Below are 17,319 nucleotides of genomic sequence, written 5' to 3'. Positions count from 1 at the left end.
ACCTGCCGCCCCTCTGGATTACACCTGCCGCGCCCGCGCTAGACCGTGTTCGATCAGCCGGCTGACAAGCTCCGCATAGGAGATGCCCGAGGCGCCCATGGCCTTAGGATACATGCTGATATTGGTGAAGCCGGGCATGGTGTTGATCTCGTTGATGACGGTGCTGCCATCCGGCCGCAGAAAGAAATCGACGCGCGCCAGCCCTTCGCATCCGAGCGCTCGAAAGCCATCCGCCGCCATGCGCTTCAACCCCTCTGCCGTCTCAGCCGGAATATCCGCCGGCACGGTGACGACGGCGCCGTTCTGGTCGATATATTTCGCCTCGTAGGAATAGAAGCCGTGGGTCGCTGATGTCGCGATCTCGCCGGGCACGGAGACGAAGAGCGAGCCGTCAGGCTCTTCCAGGACGGCGCATTCGATCTCGCGAGCGCGCACGAATTCTTCCACCAGCACCTTGCGGTCATGCCGGAAGGCCTCGGCCAGCGCGTTCTCGAACGCTTTGGCATCCTGCACCTTGCTGACGCCGACCGACGAGCCCTGGCGCGTCGGCTTGACGAAGACGGGCGAGCCGAGCGTCGCCGCGATCTCATCGAAAACAGGCTTGTCGCCGCGCGTCAGCGTTAAGGAGCGCGCCACCGGCAGGCCGGCCTCGCGCAGCAGGCGTTTTGCCATATCCTTGTCGATCGCATTGGCCGAGCCGAGAATGCCGCAGCCGACGAGGGGCAGGCCAACGATCTGGGCAAGGCCCTGAATGGAGCCATCCTCGCCGTTCAGCCCATGCAGCACCGGAAACAGCACGTCGACCGCAGGCAGCCCGCGCGCGCCAGACGCTTCCAGCGCCATCAGCCGGCCCTTGCCGCCCGGAACCAGGCACACCTCCGTGCCCTCATAGGCAATCGGCTCCGCCAGCGCGCCGCCCTTTTCCTCCACCAGCAGCCAGCGCCCGCCGCGATCGATCAGGATCGGCACGATCTCATATCTGCCGCCATCGATCGCTTTGACGACATTGCGGGCCGACATGACGGAAACCTCATGCTCGGTGGACTGACCGCCAAACAGAACGGCGACGCGTAGTTTCGACATTGAGGCTTTTCTCCCGGGCCAAGAAGGATGTGATGGGAGAAGGGTTTAAACGGGGGATTGCAGCGGAATTGGGGAGGGATGAGGTGTGCTGTCACAAGAACAGATTTGTACGTGCCGGAGTTCGTATCATGCCAGGGCGCGCAGCTCCCCATCTGCATTGTCCAATTTGGGGAAAGGCAGAGCCTGATCGAAGACCGGCCACAATTCGTTGAGGAGGATTTTCGTTGCGCCATCGAAGTGGTTTAGACCAAGCGGCACGGGGAAGTGCAGAATGAAATCAATATCTGCGAGGTCGCCACAGAAGGTGGTCTCGATCGGATTAAGATTATCGTACATCAGGACGATGCCGACGTTTCGCGGTTGGTAGTTCCGCGCAAGCTCGACGAGATCGATCTGCATGGGTGCGTAGGTGTCAATATAGTCCTTTGCGAGCACGATGGGATCCTGTCCAAGTCGCGCACCTTGCCAGCGGCTTTCCAGCGTCGCCCTTTCGATGCGGGCGAACAATTCAGGCCGAAAGCCGGTTTGGGGATTGACCGCGAAAGAGAGGATCGTGGCGTTGCTGCCGCCATGCTTAAGCCGTCGATCGAGCAGCAACCCCATTCTGATCGCCGCGTATCCGCCGGCGCTGGAGCCAATCATTTTGATCGCCGTAATGTCATGTTCGACGATGTAGCGCATGAGGACGTCGAGGATGCGGTCCTGATGCTCAAGATACCAGGAACCCTTCTCTTCCACGAACCAGATGGCATGCGCATCGTAACGGATGACTTTTCGATAATTCTGGAACCTTGTTCCGAACGGCCTGCCGGGCTGTTTGCCGGGGCGGTTTTCCACGCCGTAGGAATTGAAATAGACGATCAGGTTGTTGGATCGATTTTGCCGGACAACCGAAAGCAGTTCTCCCTTTTGCGGAGCCGTCGTCTCAAAAATCGCTCGAAGTCCTCCGCCAATCATGATCGAATTCTATCCTCGGCCACAACGAATCTGATTGGTGTATTATGGCGCAAACGCCAAGTTCAGGTAACGAGCAATTTTACGCTCCAGCTTAGCAATCGGCTTCGGCAACGCGGCGCCCCTTCTCCTCCACAAGCAACCAACGCCCGCCGCGATTAATGAGGATCGGCACGATCTCATATCTTGCGCCATCGATCGCCTTGACGACATTGCGGGCCGACATGACGGAAACCTCATGCTCGGTGGACTGACCGCCAAACAGAAGGGCGACGCGTAGTTTCGACATTGAGGCTTTTCTCCTGGACCAGGATGGATGTGATGGGAGGAGGGTTTGAACGGGAGGTTGCGGCGGAATTGGGGAGGGGCGAGGCCAATCCGTTGATAGCGGTTTTCTATACTTAGATGATGGTGCGCAGACGTCAGACATCGTTCCTAACAGTTATTTTTGCATTGTTATTGCCCTTATTTCATCAATGGTGGATTTATTGTCTGTTGCCACTATAAGATGTCAGAAAGAATCGAGATGACCTACTCTAGGAGAAGTAAGTTGCATATCAGGACCGGCTTGCAATTATTGATCAGATCGAGCGTCTTCGCGGTTCTAAGGTAATTTGTTATTTGACCAGCGTACGTTCTAATCTAGGAGCGAATATTTCTCAGGATGCGGTCAGGATCTTTTTCGACCATCTTCGTCTCCTGCCAGAGCGGCCAATAAAAAAGATTGATCTATTTATTTGCAGCAATGGTGGAGATGGGACGGTTCCGTGGAGGATAATTTCACTTTTAAGAGAGTATGCAGAGACGGTTGGAGTAATTCTGCCGTACAGGGCTTATAGCGCGGCAACCATGCTTGCGCTGGGGGCGGATGAAATTGTCATGCATCCGTTTGCTGAAATGGGTCCGATCGATCCTACGGTTACGAATGGATACAATCCGATAGATCCACAAACTAATCAGCGCATCGGCATTAGCGTTGAAGATGTTAAAGCTTATATTTCTTTCGTAAAAGATACCGTTGGGATTCGACACGAAGACGAACTGATTAAGGCTGTGGAGATACTGTCAGACAAAGTTCATCCATTAGCCATCGGAAACGTGGAGCGATTTATTTCCCAAAGTCGAATGATCGCGCGTAAAATTCTTTTAACACATATGTCTGAGGAGACAAGCAAACATAAGATTGATGAGATTATAGAGACTCTCGCGTCCAAGCTTTATTTCCATGGGCATCCCATTAACAGGAAAGAAGCGAAAGATCTGGGGCTTCAAGTTGCAGAGCATCCCGCGCCGGAGTTGGAAGAACTTATTTGGAATCTTTATCTCGACTACGAAATCGAATTTAAAAATAATGAAATCTACGATCCTGTTGGGCAGTTGTTTGCGAACAGCCCTGCTCCACAGCCCGTACCTGCAGGACCTGTGCCTATTCCAGCTATTCCTTTGGGAACTGCAGTCACAAATGATTTGAGGCTTGCATCTGTCGAGTCAATGAAACTGTCTAGCATTTTCGACGTCAGGAAGAGGCTAGTAGTGGTAGGTCATCAGAGCTTGTTTGAACCCGTTATACGGGAAGAGCAACTTAGCGTACGGTGGAGCCATACAGAGGCACCCTGACAGTATCTCTATCAGTGGTTGTGTGATCTACAGGCAGCTCTTGCCCCGGTTCGTTCTTGGTCCTGCGGCTCGGAATTGCTGTCCCAATACCAGCGGGAATGGAGCGAGTTCCGCCCATTTGGGTCCCAGGAACCATTTCCAGCACAGTCACTTTTTGCTTCGTAAATATCGCTGGCGTTGCAATCGCATACTTAGGGCTGTTGAAGGTGGTGCTCATATTTATCTCCGAAAGCCACATTTCACCCTAGCTCAAAACGGCCGCTCTTTATGGGAATATTGCCGCTTATAGTTAATGCAGATTTAATCTGTCACCATAATGGCACTAGTCAAGTGACGGTTGTGTAATTTGATAAATAAAATTTGAAGCATGCCTGAAGCTTTCGCGCTGTGTAAAAGCTCTCGTTCGGCACGATCTACTTCTAAATTGAACAATTCCCAAGGAAAACTGGTGCTGCTAGAGAGATTTGAACTCTCGGCCTCTCCCTTACCAAGGGAGTGCTCTACCCCTGAGCTATAGCAGCATTCCGTGGCGCGATTGAGTGCGCCGTATTGGGCGAGGCGGCTATTGCCATAGGTCGGGGCGGAGTGCAAGCCGCAAATTGCAAGTTCTGTGAAAGTTCGTTGGAAAAAATGTGTCGGTCTTTTGAAGGCCAGGGTTTTCGGCTATGGGAAAACCATGGCTGCGGACAAGACGAAAATCGATGAAGGGCAGGCTTTGCAGGGCGGTTCGGCCCCCAGCGGGGTCGGCGGCGAGGCGGTCGCGCGGGCGGATGCCAGGCAGGTCACGGAGGCGGACCGTCGGCGCGAGCGTGCTGCGCAGAAGCTGCGGGAGAATCTGGCGCGGCGCAAGCAGCAGGTCAGGGCGCGGCGTGCCGGCCAGGCCGACGAGACGGATGGGCTGCCGGGCGCAAAGCCTGGGGATAGTGCTGAAACCGCCGCAAAAAGGGACGAATCGCAATGATTGATGTCGCCCATCATCAATCGAATTGATGCGTTAATCTATTTCGTCTAAAGAGCGCCTTTTACCAGGTGCACGAAACCTGGCGCTGACATTGGCGCCCGGAACTATCAGGAAAGGCGGGCCTCGCCCGTATTGCTTATATGGATCGTATCAGGATTGTCGGCGGCAATGAGCTCAACGGTATCATTCCGATCTCCGGCGCCAAGAATGCCGCCCTGCCGCTGATGATCGCCTCGCTGCTGACAAGCGATACCCTGACCCTCGAAAACGTGCCGCATCTCGCCGATGTCGAGCTTTTGATGCGCATCCTCGGCAATCACGGCGTCGATGTCGCCGTCAATGGCCGGCGCGAGCGCCAAGAAGACGGCTATTCCCGCACCATCCATTTCACCTGCCGCACCATCGTCGATACGACCGCGCCCTATGAGCTCGTCGCCAAGATGCGCGCGAGCTTCTGGGTCATCGGGCCGCTGCTCGCCCGCGAGGGCCAGGCGCGCGTGTCGCTGCCCGGCGGCTGCGCCATTGGCACACGCCCGGTCGATCTCTTCATTGAGGGCTTGCAGGCGCTCGGCGCCACCATGGAAATCGACGGCGGCTATATCAATGCCACCGCACCGAAGGGCGGCCTCATCGGCGCGCGCTATGACTTCCCGAAGGTTTCCGTTGGTGCGACGCATGTGATGATGATGGCCGCCACGCTTGCCCGCGGCACCACCGTCATCGGCAATGCGGCCCGCGAGCCAGAAATCGTCGATCTCGCCAATTGCCTGATCGCCATGGGCGCCAAGATTTCCGGCGCCGGCACCAGCACGATCACCATCGAGGGCGTCACCTCGCTTTCCGGCGCCCGCCACCGCGTGCTGCCCGACCGTATCGAGACCGGCACCTATGCCATGGCCGTTGCCATGGCCGGCGGCGACGTTACGCTTGAAAACACCGATGTCGCGCTGCTCGACACCGCGCTCGAAAGCCTGCGCCGGGCCGGCGCCACGGTTTCGCCGACCAATAACGGCATCCGCGTCATGCGCAATGGTGGCGGCATCCAGCCGGTCGACGTCGTCACCGATCCGTTCCCCGGCTTTCCGACCGACCTGCAGGCGCAGTTCATGGCGCTGATGACCCGCTCCTCGGGCGTCTCCAACATCACCGAGACCATCTTTGAAAACCGCTTCATGCATGTGCAGGAGCTCGCCCGCCTCGGCGCCAAGATCTCGCTTTCCGGTCAGACCGCCCGCGTCGAAGGCGTTCAGAAGCTGAAGGGTGCGCCCGTGATGGCGACCGATCTTCGTGCTTCCGTCTCGCTCGTCATTGCCGGTCTTGCCGCCGAAGGCGAGACGGTGGTGTCGCGCATCTATCACCTCGATCGCGGCTTCGAGCGGCTGGAAGACAAGCTGACGCGCTGCGGCGCCGTGGTCGAGCGCATCAGCGACTAAGGCTCATCGCTGCCCCCCACAATCGCATATGGTGGGATCATCTTCGGAAACTCCTTCTCCCCTCGGGGAGAAGGTGTGGCGACGATTTCCGTTCGTCTGCGATTGTCCTGCCCCCGAGCAGCCCTCCGGTTTTTGCATGCCGCTGTCGCAAAAGCGCGACAGCATGTTGAACGATCGGGTTTATTTCCATCCGTCGGCGCGAAGAGAGCGGGCAAGCCTGCTTTCTTCGGTTGCGTCTTTTGCGCTCCCATCCTATGTCCAGAATGAAGGAACGCCGGCAACAATGCTTGCCGGGGGGTCCAATGGCGCGATCAGGGATAAAGGACGAATGAGCGATCTCAAGCTAATGGCACTCGACACCGAGGACCTGGATGTCATCTCTGCCTATATGCAGGATAGCGTCTTCAAGGTCGGCGACATGTCCTATGCGCCGAAGCAAGAGCAGTTTTCGCTCGCGGCCAACCGTTTCGTCTGGGAACAATCGGACCAGCGCAGCAAGCCTTATGAACGCCATCGTTCCGCGCTGGTCTTCAAGCGCGTTCAGGGCGTGCGCTCCAACGGCTTCGACCGGCGCAAGCGCGACGAGGTTCTCTCGCTGCTCGCCATCCGCTTCGAGCAGAAGGGCGAGGGGCCAGACGGCACGATCGAGCTTGCCCTTGCCGCCAACGCCACCATCGCACTCGATGTCGAATGCATCGAGGCCCAGCTTGCGGATATCGGCGGGGCATGGGAAACGGCCCACAAACCCCGACATCCCGACGCGGGCGAATAGGCAGCGACGGTTGGATTTTTGCCGCCGCGGGCGGCCGCAGTGAAAGAGGAATATCAGTTTGGCTATCTGGCTGGATCAGGCGTCGGAAGGGTTCGAGCAGCAGTTCGCCGCATTCCTGACGACCAAGCGGGAAGTGTCCGAGGATGTGAATGCCGTCGTGCGCGGCATCATCGATGATGTGCGGGCGCGCGGCGATGCCGCCCTTGCAGATTATTCCAAAAAGTTCGACGGCGTCGATTTCGCCGTAACGCCGATGCGCGTCAGCGAAGCGGAGATCGATGCGGCGATCGCGGCCGTTCCGGCAGAGGTTTTGGGCGCGCTGAAGGTCGCCGCCACCCGCATCGAATCGCATCACCGCCGGCAATTGCCGAAGGATGATATCTATGAAGACGATCTCGGCGTTGGCCTCGGATCGCGCTGGACGGCGATCGAAGCGGTCGGTCTGTATGTGCCCGGCGGTACGGCGAGCTATCCGAGCTCGGTGCTGATGAATGCCGTGCCGGCCAAGGTCGCCGGTGTCGATCGCGTCGTCATCGCCGTGCCGGCGACGGGCGGTGCCGTCAATCCGGCCGTGCTTGCTGCGGCGCGCATGGCCGGCGTCGAGGAGATCTATCGCATTGGTGGCGCGCAGGCGATCGCGGCACTTGCCTATGGTACGGAGACGATCAAGCCGGTCTATAAGATCACCGGCCCCGGCAATGCCTATGTGGCGGCAGCCAAGCGCCAGGTGTTCGGCACTGTTGGTATCGACATGATTGCCGGCCCGTCGGAAGTGCTCGTCATCGCCGACAAGAATAACGATCCGGACTGGATCGCCGCCGATCTGCTGGCGCAGGCGGAGCATGACGAAAGCGCGCAGGCGATCCTGATCACCGACGATGCCGAATTCGGCAGAGCCGTGGAAGCGGCGGTCGAGCGGCAGCTGAAGCAGCTCAGCCGCTCGCAGACGGCAGCGACGAGCTGGCGGGATTTCGGCGCGGTTATCCTAGTCGCCGAAGTGAAGCAGGCCATTCCGCTTGCCAACCGCATTGCGGCCGAGCATCTGGAGCTGGCGGTCGATGATCCCGAGCCGCTTTTGGCCGGTGTTCGCAATGCCGGCGCGATCTTCGTCGGCCGTCATACGCCCGAAGTGATCGGCGATTATGTCGGCGGCTCGAACCATGTGCTGCCGACTGCCCGCTCTGCACGCTTCTCCTCCGGGCTGTCGGTGCTCGATTTCGTCAAGCGCACCTCTATTCTCCGGCTGGGGTCGGAGCAGCTCCGCGCGCTCGGGCCAGCGGCGATCGCGCTTGCCAATTCCGAGGGGCTGGATGCGCATGCGCGGTCGGTTGCGATCCGCCTCAATCTCGAGGGGTAAGGCATGGCAAAGGGCGTCTTCCGGCTGAGCGATGTGGTCCTGGACGACACGATCGGCCGCTCGACGCCTGATGTCGAGCACGAGCGCGCCGTCGCCATCTTCGACCTGATCGAGGAAAACAGCTTCACGCCTGTCGGGCATGAGGGCGGGCCTTATCTACTCAATCTTTCGCTGGTCGACCAGAAGCTGGTCTTCGACATCCGCATGGAAGATGGTGGCGTTGTCGCCACCCATATTCTGTCGCTCACCCCGTTTCGCCGGATCGTGAAGGATTATTTCATGATCTGCGAGAGCTATTACGAGGCGATCCGCTCGGCCACGCCAAGCCGCATCGAGGCGATCGACATGGGCCGGCGCGGCATTCACAACGAAGGCTCGCAGACGCTGATGGACCGGTTGAACGGCAAGATCAGCGTGGATTTCGATACGGCGCGGCGGCTCTTCACGCTCGTTTGCGTGCTCTACTGGCGCGGGTGATTGCCATGGATGAGCCGCAGGCGATCGAGCAGAATGGCAGGTCGGCCGGGGGCAAATCCCCCGGCGCCATCCTCTTCATGTGCGGCCTCAATGCCATCCGTTCGCCCATGGCCGAGGCGATGGCGCGCAGCATGCTGCCGCAGGGCACGTATATCGCCTCGGCCGGGGTACGCGCCGGCGAGCGCAATCCTTTCGTCGATGTGGTGCTTGCCGAGATCGGGCTTTCGCTTGGCCGCCGTCAGCCGCAGACCATGGAAGAGTTGGAGGATGATTTCTTCGATGTCATCATCACGCTGTCTCCTGAGGCGCATCATGCCGCGCTGGAACTGACGCGGGCGAACGCTGTCGACGTCATCTATTGGCCGACGATGGACCCGTCGGCGACGGATGGAACGCGTGAGCAGGTTCTGGATGCCTATCGCGCGGTGAGGGACTATCTTCTCGGCCTGATTGAGAGCAGGCTTGTGGAACATCGCGGCTCGCTTTAGAGCCGCAAATGAAACAAATGCAGAAACCCTTATCAACGTGGTTCACAAAACCGCGGCGATTGTGTAGTTTCCGCGCAAATTTCCGGCGACCCAGCCTTTTTAACAGGAGCGCCGGCCTCAACCGACAGGAAAAGAAGCTTTAATGCCGAAAGAAGAAGTCCTCGAATTTCCCGGTGTCGTCACCGAACTCCTGCCGAACGCGACCTTTCGCGTGAAGCTGGAAAACGAGCACGAGATCATCGCCCACACTGCGGGCCGCATGCGCAAGAACCGCATCCGCGTTCTGGCCGGCGACAAGGTGCTGGTGGAAATGACCCCTTACGACCTGACCAAGGGCCGCATCACCTACCGTTTCAAGTAATCCGCCGTTCGCTGGAGCCGGATGCCGCCGACATTTTCGGCATCATGCTCCGGACCGGCTCTCATTCCCGCATGACAGGTCGAGATCTGATGGCGTTGAAACACAAGCTGATACTGGCCTCCGGATCGCCGCGTCGCGTCGAGCTCCTGCATCAGTCAGGCATCGAGCCCGCGCGTCTCATGCCCATGGATATCGATGAGACGCCGAAGAAATCGGAGCATCCGCGCTCGCTGGCGCGGCGGCTTTCGGCTGAGAAGGGTGATGCCGCCTTTGCGGCAATCAAGAGCGACGCCGCCTGGCAGGGAAGCTATATCCTTTCGGCCGACACGGTCGTCGCCGTCGGGCGGCGCATCCTGCCGAAGGCGGAATTCGTCGATGAGGCGGCTGCGGCGCTGCATCTGCTCTCCGGGCGCGGCCATGTCGTCTATACCGGCATCTGCCTGATCACGCCGGACCGCAAGGCCCGCCAGAAGGTGGTGGAAACCAAGGTGCGTTTCAAGCGGCTTTCCAGCCGGGATATCGACATGTATCTTGCCTCCGGCCAGTGGCGCGGCAAGGCGGGAGCCTATGGCATCCAGGGGCTTGCTGGCTCCTTCGTGCAAAAGCTTGTCGGTTCCTACACCAATGTCGTCGGATTGCCGCTTTATGAAACCATGCTGCTGCTGGCAGGCGAGGGCTTCGATGTCCATGCCGGATGGCAGGAAGGATAGTTATCATGACGAAGGCTGAAGAGATCAAGGTCGGTTCGAAAGTCGAGCCGCTGCGAAAGACGCGTCCCTGTCCGGAATGCGGCCGTCCTTCGCTGCGTGAACATTATCCCTTCTGCTCGGATCGCTGCCGCTCCGTCGATCTCTCGCGGTGGCTCAACGGCTCCTACGCCATCCCCGTCACCGAGGACGAGACGAAGGCCGACGGCTCCGACCAGGACTGAGTGCATTTTCCAAAGGGGCAGGATCTCACGAACCCTTTCATTTTGTTCGCGAATTGGCAAAATTCGATTTCCTGTCAAAAAAGAGTCATTTGCTGCTGGACATGGCCGAACAAGATGCTATAACCCCGCTCGCTTCCGGGGCGAACCAACCGCCCAGCGCCTGCCAAGGCTCTTCCCTCGACGCGAAGCTCGGATGCCCAGATAGCTCAGTTGGTAGAGCAGCGGATTGAAAATCCGCGTGTCGCTGGTTCGATTCCGGCTCTGGGCACCATCTTTTCTCCCCAATCGTGCGGACAATGAAGCTTGACGCTGGCTTCGATCAATTCTTCGCCGAGATCGTGTATTTGCAAAAATATGCGGCAATAGGCCGGTTGAGGTTGCATAACCACTGAGTGCGTTGTATTGCCGCAACAATCTTCTGGTTGTGTTTCATTAATTCGGTGCATGACCCCATCAAGATATTGATGACATTTGGAATCAAGCGTACGAATTATTGACAGATCACCTATTGATTCGTAGCGAGTCATACCGCACTTTAGATACAGCGGGATAAAGTGATCTCGTAAAAGCCGGCGTTAATTGCAATAGCAAGCTACCGAGGCGCCATGTTAAACAACGATGTTCTGTTCAACACGTTCGCCCGTACTTTTGAAGCACGGCGCGAAGTCGAGATGTCATTCTCAGAATACCTGGAAGCGTGCCGGGATGATCCGCTCATGTACGCAAATGCGGCTGAGCGGCTACTGGCAGCCATGGGCGAACCACTGCTGATCGATACGGCCAAGGATACAAGGCTTGGGCGTATTTTCATGAACCGGACCATCCGGACTTATCCGGCTTTTTCGGGCTTTTTCGGCATGGAAGAGACGATCGAACGCATCGTCGCCTTCTTCCGCCACGCGGCCCAGGGGCTGGAGGAGCGCAAGCAGATCCTCTATCTGCTCGGGCCTGTCGGCGGCGGCAAGTCATCGCTCGCCGAGCGGCTGAAATCATTGATGGAAGTTCATCCCATCTATGTGCTCAAGGCCGGAAACGAGCTTAGCCCGGTCTTCGAAAGCCCGCTCAGCCTGTTCGATCCCGTCACCATGGGGCCGATGATCGAGGAGCGCTATGGCATTCCGCGCCGGCGCCTGACAGGGCTCATGAGTCCCTGGTGCCTCAAGCGGCTGGAAGAGTTCGAAGGCGATATTTCCCGCTTCCGTGTCGTCAGGATGCAGCCCTCAAGGCTGCGGCAAATTGCCGTCGCCAAGACGGAACCGGGCGACGAGAACAACCAGGACATTTCCTCGCTGGTCGGCAAGGTGGATATCCGCAAGCTCGAAAGCCTCGCGCAGAACGATCCGGATGCCTACAGCTACTCCGGTGCATTGAACCGTGCCAACCAGGGCATTCTCGAATTCGTTGAAATGTTCAAGGCACCGATCAAGATGCTGCATCCGCTGCTGACGGCGACGCAGGAAGGCAATTACATCGGTACGGAAAATATCGGTGCGATACCCTTCTCCGGCATCATCCTGGCGCACTCAAACGAGTCGGAATGGCAGACATTCAAGGCCAACAAGAACAATGAGGCATTCATTGACCGCATCTGCGTGGTGAAAGTGCCTTATTGCCTGCGGGTCACCGAAGAGCAGAAGATCTATGAGAAGCTGATCGAGGAATCCGAACTCAGCGACGCGCCCTGCGCGCCATCGACCTTGGAGACGCTCGCCCGCTTCACGGTTCTGACGCGGCTGTCCAAGCATGAGAATTCGACCGCCTTCTCCAAGCTTCGGGTCTATGACGGCGAGAGCCTGAAAGAGACCGATCCGAGAGCGCGAAGCGTGCAGGAATATCGTGACTCGGCCGGTGTCGATGAAGGCATGGATGGAGCCTCCACCCGTTTTGCCTTCAAAGTGCTGGCGGCGACCTTCAACTACGATACGACGGAAGTCGGCGCCGATCCGGTGCATCTGATGTACATGTTGGAGCAGGCAATCCGCAGGGAACAGCTGTCGCTTGAAACCGAAAAGCTCTATATCGAGTTTATCAAGAGCGAACTGGCGCCGCGCTATGCAGAGTTCATCGGCAACGAGATCCAGAAGGCCTATCTGGAATCCTATGCGGATTACGGACAGAATCTCTTCGATCGCTATGTCGACTATGCCGACGCCTGGATCGAGGATGTCGATTTCAAGGATCCGGATACCGGCCAGCTTCTCGACCGCGAGCTTTTGAACCAGGAGCTCACCAAGATCGAAAAGCCGGCAGGCATCGCCAATCCGAAGGACTTCCGCAATGAGGTCGTCAAATTCTGCCTGCGGGCACGAGCGAGCCATGGCGGCAAGAATCCGTCCTGGACCAGCTATGAGAAGATCCGCGAAGTCATCGAAAAGCGGATGTTCTCCCAGGTCGAGGACCTTCTGCCCGTCATCTCGTTCGGTTCCAAGAAGGATGGCGAGACGGAGAAGAAACATGGCGAATTCGTCGAGCGGATGGTCGCGCGGGGTTACACCGAGCGTCAGGTCCGGCGCCTTGTGGAATGGTACATGCGTGTGAAACAGGCGGGATGAGCCACCAAGGAAGAAGGAATGCACATTGTTGACAGACGCCTGAACCCAGGCGGAAAAAGTCTGGAAAATCGTCAACGGTTTTTGCGAAGAGCAAAAGCGCTGGTGCAGAGAGCGGTCTATGAATCCTCTCAAAATCGCGACATTCAGGATATTCTGAAGGGTGGCGAAATCAGCATTCCCCTGGATGGAACCGAGGAACCTCGGTTCCATCGCGGCCCGGAGGGCCTGAAGGAACATATTCTTCCCGGTAACAAGGACTTCATCGAAGGCGATATGCTTCCCCGCCCCGAGGGCGGTAGCGGCAAGTCGCGGGCCGGCGGCGATGGAACCGGCGAGGATGCCTTCCGCTTCATCTTGACGCGGGACGAATTCCTCGATCTCTTCCTCGACGATCTCGAATTGCCCGATCTAGCCAAGCGCCGCCTGATGTCGGCGGACCAGATCAATCCGGTGCGCTCGGGCTATTCGGTTACGGGATCACCTGCCAATCTTGCCATCAACCGCACGATGCGGCTTGCCATGATGCGCCGTGTCGCGCTGCATCGCCCGAAGCCGGAAACGGTCGAAAAGCTCATCGAGGAGGCCGAGGAGTGCACGGACGAGAAGCGCCGCGCACAGCTCGAAGACGAGATCAAAAGACTGGAATCGAAGGTCCGGCGCATTCCCTATATCGACCCGATCGATATCCGCTATCGCCGTTTCGAGAACGAGCCGAAGCCGGTGGCGCAAGCCGTCATGTTCTGCCTGATGGACGTCTCCGGCTCGATGACGGAGCACATGAAGGATCTCGCCAAGCGCTTCTACATGCTGCTCTACATTTTCCTGACCCGGCAGTATCGCCGCGTCGAGATCGTCTTCATCCGCCATACCGACGTAGCGGAAGAGGTGGACGAGGAGACCTTCTTCCGCAGCCCGGCAACCGGCGGCACCCAGGTTTCGAGCGCGCTCGAGGCCATGCGGCGGATCGTGCGGGACCGCTTCCCGGCATCCGACTGGAACATCTACGCCGCGCAAGCATCGGATGGTGATAACGCCTATTCCGACAATGCGACGACGGCAGCGCTGATGACGAGCGAGATCCTGCCCGTCTGCCAATATTTCGCCTATCTCGAAGTGGGGGAATCACGCAGCGTCGCGATCTCGTCCGGCTCGGCGATCTGGTCGCTCTACGAGCGGATGCAAGTGGGATGGCCGGTGCTTTCCATGCGGCGTGTCAGCGATCGCAGCCAGATCTATCCGGTTTTCCACGATCTCTTCCAGCGCCGGACGGCGGAAACAAGGAGCGGATAATGGCAAAAAAGGCATCGATGGAGCGGCTTTTCGAAGGCGCGGACTGGGATTTCGCCACCATCCAGCGAATTCACGATGCCTGCGAGAAGATCGCCATCGACGAGCTCGGGCTCGATGTTTACCCCAATCAGATCGAGATCATCACCGCCGAGCAGATGCTCGACGTCTATTCCTCGATCGGCATGCCGCTCTTTTACAAGCACTGGTCCTTCGGAAAGCATTTCGCCCATCATGAGGCCTTCTACCGCAAGGGCCTGCGCGGCCTTGCCTATGAGATCGTCATCAACAGCTCGCCCTGCATCTCCTATCTGATGGAGGAGAATAGTGCGACGATGCAGGCTCTCGTCATCGCGCATGCCGCCTTCGGCCACAATCACTTCTTCAAGAACAATTATCTCTTCAAGCTCTGGACCGATGCCGAAGGCATTCTCGACTATCTCAACTTCGCCAAGAGCTATGTGGCACGCTGTGAGGAGCGCTATGGCCATGCCGCCGTCGAGCGCACGCTGGATGCAGCGCATGCGCTGATGTCGCACGGCGTGCATCGCTATGCCGGCAAGAAGACGCCGGACCTGCGCGACGAGGAGAAGCGCGAGCGCGAGCGGCGCGAATATGACGAGAAGATCTTCAACGATCTATGGCGCACGGTGCCGGCCGGATCGGGCAAGAAAACACAGGATCTCGATCTGGAGCGGCGGCGCTCGCTGGCGGGCCTGCCGCAGGAGAATATCCTCTATTTCCTGGAAAAGATGGCGCCGCGTCTGAAGCCCTGGCAGCGCGAGATCATCCGCATCGTGCGGCATGTCGCCCAATATTTCTATCCGCAGAGTCAGACCAAGGTGATGAACGAGGGCACGGCAACCTACGTGCACTATCGCATCATGACCCGGCTGCACGAACTCGGTGGCATCGGCGACGGCGATTTTCTGGAATTCCTGAAATCGCATACCAATGTGGTTTTCCAGCCGACCTTCAACGATCCCCGCTATTCCGGCCTCAACCCCTACGCGATCGGCTTTGCCATGATGCAGGATATCGAGCGCATCGTGACGAAGCCGGAGGAAGAGGATCGCCAATGGTTCCCGGAAATCGCCGGCACCGGCGATGCAATGGCGGTGCTGCGCGATCTCTGGGCCAATTATCGCGACGAGAGTTTTGTCGCGCAGTTCTTGAGCCCGCACCTGATGCGCAAGATGCGCATGTTCCAGCTGACCGATGATCCGGAGGAAGAGGAGGGGCTGAGGGTTGCTGCCATTCATGATGAGCGTGGCTACCGGCGCATCCGCCGTGAATTGTCACGGCAATATGATGTCGGCTGGATCGATCCGCATATCGAGATCGTCGATGTCGATCTTGCCGGCGACAGGCGGCTGCTGGTCAAGCATACTGTGCTGAACGGCGCGCTGCTCGACGATATGGATGCCAAGCGCGTATTGCAGCATCTGGCCGATCTGTGGAGCTACGATGTGCTGATGCAGGAAGTCGACCGCTCCGGCGCGGTACTTCGCGATCATCTCGTCCACCCGCGCGCCTCCGCGCTTGCAGCATAAGCCTTACGGCTGCTTTTTCGATTGCCGCTGATGGCCGCTCACTTGCGCGCCGTCTTCCGGCCGCAGCTTGAGAAAGCCGGGTATGCCGAGCAGCGGGATCACGGCCATCAGCAAAAATGCAATATGGAATTTCTCCGGCGTCAGCGGCGATCCATCCAAAGTCACCAGACCCAGCAGCATGGCGGCGACGGAGACGCCGAAGCTGACGCTCAATTGCTGCAGCACACCGCCGAGACTGGTCGCGCGGCTGAGTTGAGCCGCCGGAGTATCGGAATAGGATAGCGTATTGGACGTCATGAACTGTCCGGCCCGCGCCAGCCCGAAGATGAAGACATAGACGATGATGAACCAGTGCGGCGTATCGGGTGTGATCAGCGCGAAGCCGGCGACGACGGCGGCACCGAATACGGCGCTCCACGTCAACATGCGATCGAAGCCATAGAGCTTTAGCAGTTTTGCCGAGACCGGCCGCACGGCAAGGGCGCTCAGGGCGCTGACGAAGGTCAATGTACCCGAGACGATCGGACTCAAGCCGAAGCCGACCTGCAGCATCAGCGGCAGCAGGAAAGGCACGCCATTCAGCCCGACACGACAGATGCCGCCGGCAAGCGTGCCGATGCGGAAGGTGCGCAGCTTGAAGAGGGTGAGATCCACGGCTGGAGATTCCACTGTTCTGGCATAGCGGATGAAGCCGACCAGCAGCAGGCCGGCGGCGGCAAGCGCGAGGAGGATGGCCCAGACCGGAATTGCAGGTCGGCCGATATTCTCGATGCCGTATTGCAGCAGCACACAGCCGAGACCGACCATGACGAAACCAGGAAAGTCGAATTTGATGGTCTCGTCGCGTTCGGTATCCTCGACATAGCGCAGCGCCATGGCCATGCCGATCAGGCCGAAGGGCAGGTTCACCCAGAAGATCCAGCGCCAGGACAGATAGGTTGTCAGGAAGCCGCCGAGCACCGGCCCGATCACTGGTCCGATGACGGCGGGCAGGGTCATGTAGGTCATGGCAGTCACGAGCTGGCTGCGTGGGAAGCTGCGAATGAGGATGAGGCGCCCGACCGGCGTCATCATCGCGCCGCCAAAGCCTTGCAGCGCGCGCGTGGCGATAAGCATCGGCAGACTGGTTGCCAGTCCGCAGAGGATCGAACCGATCGTGAAGATGAAGAGGGAAAGCGTGAAGATGCGCCGGGCGCCGAAGCGATCGGCAAACCATCCACTCACCGGAATGAACATGGCAAGCGTCAGAATATAGGTCGTGACCGCCAGATTCATGCGCAGCGGCGTCGTATCGAGGCTCTTGGCGATATCGGGAACGGCAGTGACGAGGATGGTCGAATCCAGCTGTTCCATCAGGAAGGCGACGGCGACCACGGCGGGGATGATGTAGCGCAGGCGGGGATTGCGTTCGACCGCAAAAGTCTGGCTCTGCGGATTGGGATCTATCGAATCCATGAAATGAAATGGCTTTCCAACGTCCGGCTGGGGACCGG

General features: G+C 58.6%; 17 protein-coding genes and 2 tRNA genes. 14 read left to right on the top strand and 5 right to left on the bottom strand.

Features of this window, described 5'->3' with window-relative positions; all coding sequences use genetic code 11:
* Nucleotides 1–18: 18 nt before the first annotated feature.
* The 3 genes from AC13QY_RS30185 to AC13QY_RS30175 form a co-directional block, all read right to left on the bottom strand.
* Entirely contained in the window at nucleotides 19–1,083 is a 1,065-nt protein-coding gene (locus AC13QY_RS30185; protein WP_488494388.1) for a D-alanine--D-alanine ligase family protein, read from the bottom strand.
* Between the two features lie 126 nt (nucleotides 1,084–1,209).
* Complete coding sequence (locus AC13QY_RS30180; RefSeq protein WP_269245778.1) at nucleotides 1,210–1,764, bottom strand: hypothetical protein; 555 nt, start codon at nucleotides 1,762–1,764, stop codon at nucleotides 1,210–1,212.
* 367 nt (nucleotides 1,765–2,131) lie between these two features.
* The gene (locus AC13QY_RS30175) at nucleotides 2,132–2,326 is read right to left on the bottom strand and encodes a hypothetical protein (protein WP_331275834.1); all 195 of its coding nucleotides are present in this window, start codon (nucleotides 2,324–2,326) and stop codon (nucleotides 2,132–2,134) included.
* A 284-nt stretch (nucleotides 2,327–2,610) separates the two neighbouring features.
* Here AC13QY_RS30175 and AC13QY_RS30170 point away from each other — a divergent pair, with 284 nt between their 5' ends.
* Complete coding sequence (locus AC13QY_RS30170) at nucleotides 2,611–3,654, top strand: SDH family Clp fold serine proteinase (RefSeq protein WP_488494403.1); 1,044 nt, start codon at nucleotides 2,611–2,613, stop codon at nucleotides 3,652–3,654.
* 446 nt (nucleotides 3,655–4,100) lie between these two features.
* Here AC13QY_RS30170 and AC13QY_RS30165 read toward each other — a convergent pair.
* Nucleotides 4,101–4,175 (bottom strand) — tRNA-Thr (locus AC13QY_RS30165).
* A 155-nt stretch (nucleotides 4,176–4,330) separates the two neighbouring features.
* Here AC13QY_RS30165 and AC13QY_RS30160 point away from each other — a divergent pair.
* The 13 genes from AC13QY_RS30160 (at nucleotide 4,331) to AC13QY_RS30100 (ending at nucleotide 15,826) form a co-directional block, all read left to right on the top strand.
* Entirely contained in the window at nucleotides 4,331–4,615 is a 285-nt protein-coding gene (locus tag AC13QY_RS30160; protein ID WP_269245780.1) for a hypothetical protein, read from the top strand.
* Between the two features lie 140 nt (nucleotides 4,616–4,755).
* Nucleotides 4,756–6,048, top strand: coding sequence for a UDP-N-acetylglucosamine 1-carboxyvinyltransferase (gene murA, locus AC13QY_RS30155; RefSeq protein WP_113354483.1), 1,293 nt, complete (start codon nucleotides 4,756–4,758; stop codon nucleotides 6,046–6,048).
* Nucleotides 6,049–6,376: 328 nt separating this feature from the next.
* Nucleotides 6,377–6,820, top strand: coding sequence for a DUF2948 family protein (locus AC13QY_RS30150; RefSeq protein ID WP_269245782.1), 444 nt, complete (start codon nucleotides 6,377–6,379; stop codon nucleotides 6,818–6,820).
* Between the two features lie 58 nt (nucleotides 6,821–6,878).
* Entirely contained in the window at nucleotides 6,879–8,177 is a 1,299-nt protein-coding gene (hisD, locus tag AC13QY_RS30145) for a histidinol dehydrogenase (RefSeq protein WP_183812655.1), read from the top strand.
* 3 nt (nucleotides 8,178–8,180) lie between these two features.
* Nucleotides 8,181–8,654, top strand: coding sequence for a UPF0262 family protein (locus tag AC13QY_RS30140; protein WP_106998999.1), 474 nt, complete (start codon nucleotides 8,181–8,183; stop codon nucleotides 8,652–8,654).
* 5 nt (nucleotides 8,655–8,659) lie between these two features.
* A complete protein-coding gene (locus AC13QY_RS30135) occupies nucleotides 8,660–9,142 on the top strand; it encodes an arsenate-mycothiol transferase ArsC (RefSeq protein ID WP_269245784.1) in 483 nt (160 codons plus the stop codon).
* A 142-nt stretch (nucleotides 9,143–9,284) separates the two neighbouring features.
* A complete protein-coding gene (gene infA, locus AC13QY_RS30130) occupies nucleotides 9,285–9,503 on the top strand; it encodes a translation initiation factor IF-1 (protein ID WP_004117876.1) in 219 nt (72 codons plus the stop codon).
* 89 nt (nucleotides 9,504–9,592) lie between these two features.
* Nucleotides 9,593–10,213, top strand: a complete 621-nt coding sequence (locus AC13QY_RS30125) for a Maf-like protein (RefSeq protein ID WP_095435914.1) — start codon at nucleotides 9,593–9,595, stop codon at nucleotides 10,211–10,213.
* 5 nt (nucleotides 10,214–10,218) lie between these two features.
* Nucleotides 10,219–10,434, top strand: coding sequence for a DNA gyrase inhibitor YacG (gene yacG / locus AC13QY_RS30120; protein ID WP_075851761.1), 216 nt, complete (start codon nucleotides 10,219–10,221; stop codon nucleotides 10,432–10,434).
* Between the two features lie 195 nt (nucleotides 10,435–10,629).
* Nucleotides 10,630–10,705: transfer RNA gene (locus AC13QY_RS30115), tRNA-Phe, on the top strand.
* 334 nt (nucleotides 10,706–11,039) lie between these two features.
* Nucleotides 11,040–12,986, top strand: a complete 1,947-nt coding sequence (locus tag AC13QY_RS30110; protein ID WP_488494387.1) for a PrkA family serine protein kinase — start codon at nucleotides 11,040–11,042, stop codon at nucleotides 12,984–12,986.
* Between the two features lie 18 nt (nucleotides 12,987–13,004).
* Nucleotides 13,005–14,276 carry a YeaH/YhbH family protein gene (locus tag AC13QY_RS30105; RefSeq protein ID WP_113332450.1) on the top strand — a complete coding sequence of 424 codons (1,272 nt, stop codon included), beginning with the start codon at nucleotides 13,005–13,007 and terminating at the stop codon, nucleotides 14,274–14,276.
* On the top strand, nucleotides 14,276–15,826 hold the full coding sequence (locus AC13QY_RS30100; RefSeq protein ID WP_488494386.1) for a SpoVR family protein: 1,551 nt from the start codon (nucleotides 14,276–14,278) through the stop codon (nucleotides 15,824–15,826). The genes AC13QY_RS30105 and AC13QY_RS30100 overlap by 1 nt, the downstream gene beginning before the upstream one ends.
* Nucleotides 15,827–15,829: 3 nt before the next feature.
* On the opposite strand, the gene AC13QY_RS30095 is transcribed toward AC13QY_RS30100, so the two are convergent.
* Nucleotides 15,830–17,281: a DHA2 family efflux MFS transporter permease subunit gene (locus AC13QY_RS30095; RefSeq protein ID WP_113389321.1), complete on the bottom strand. Its 1,452-nt coding sequence runs from the start codon at nucleotides 17,279–17,281 to the stop codon at nucleotides 15,830–15,832.
* Nucleotides 17,282–17,319 lie beyond the last annotated feature (38 nt).

The organism is Martinezella sp. CNPSo 3795 (assembly GCF_057784475.1).
The sequence above is the reverse complement of the archived record's forward strand: the minus strand, read 5'-3'. Positions and strand labels throughout refer to the sequence as shown.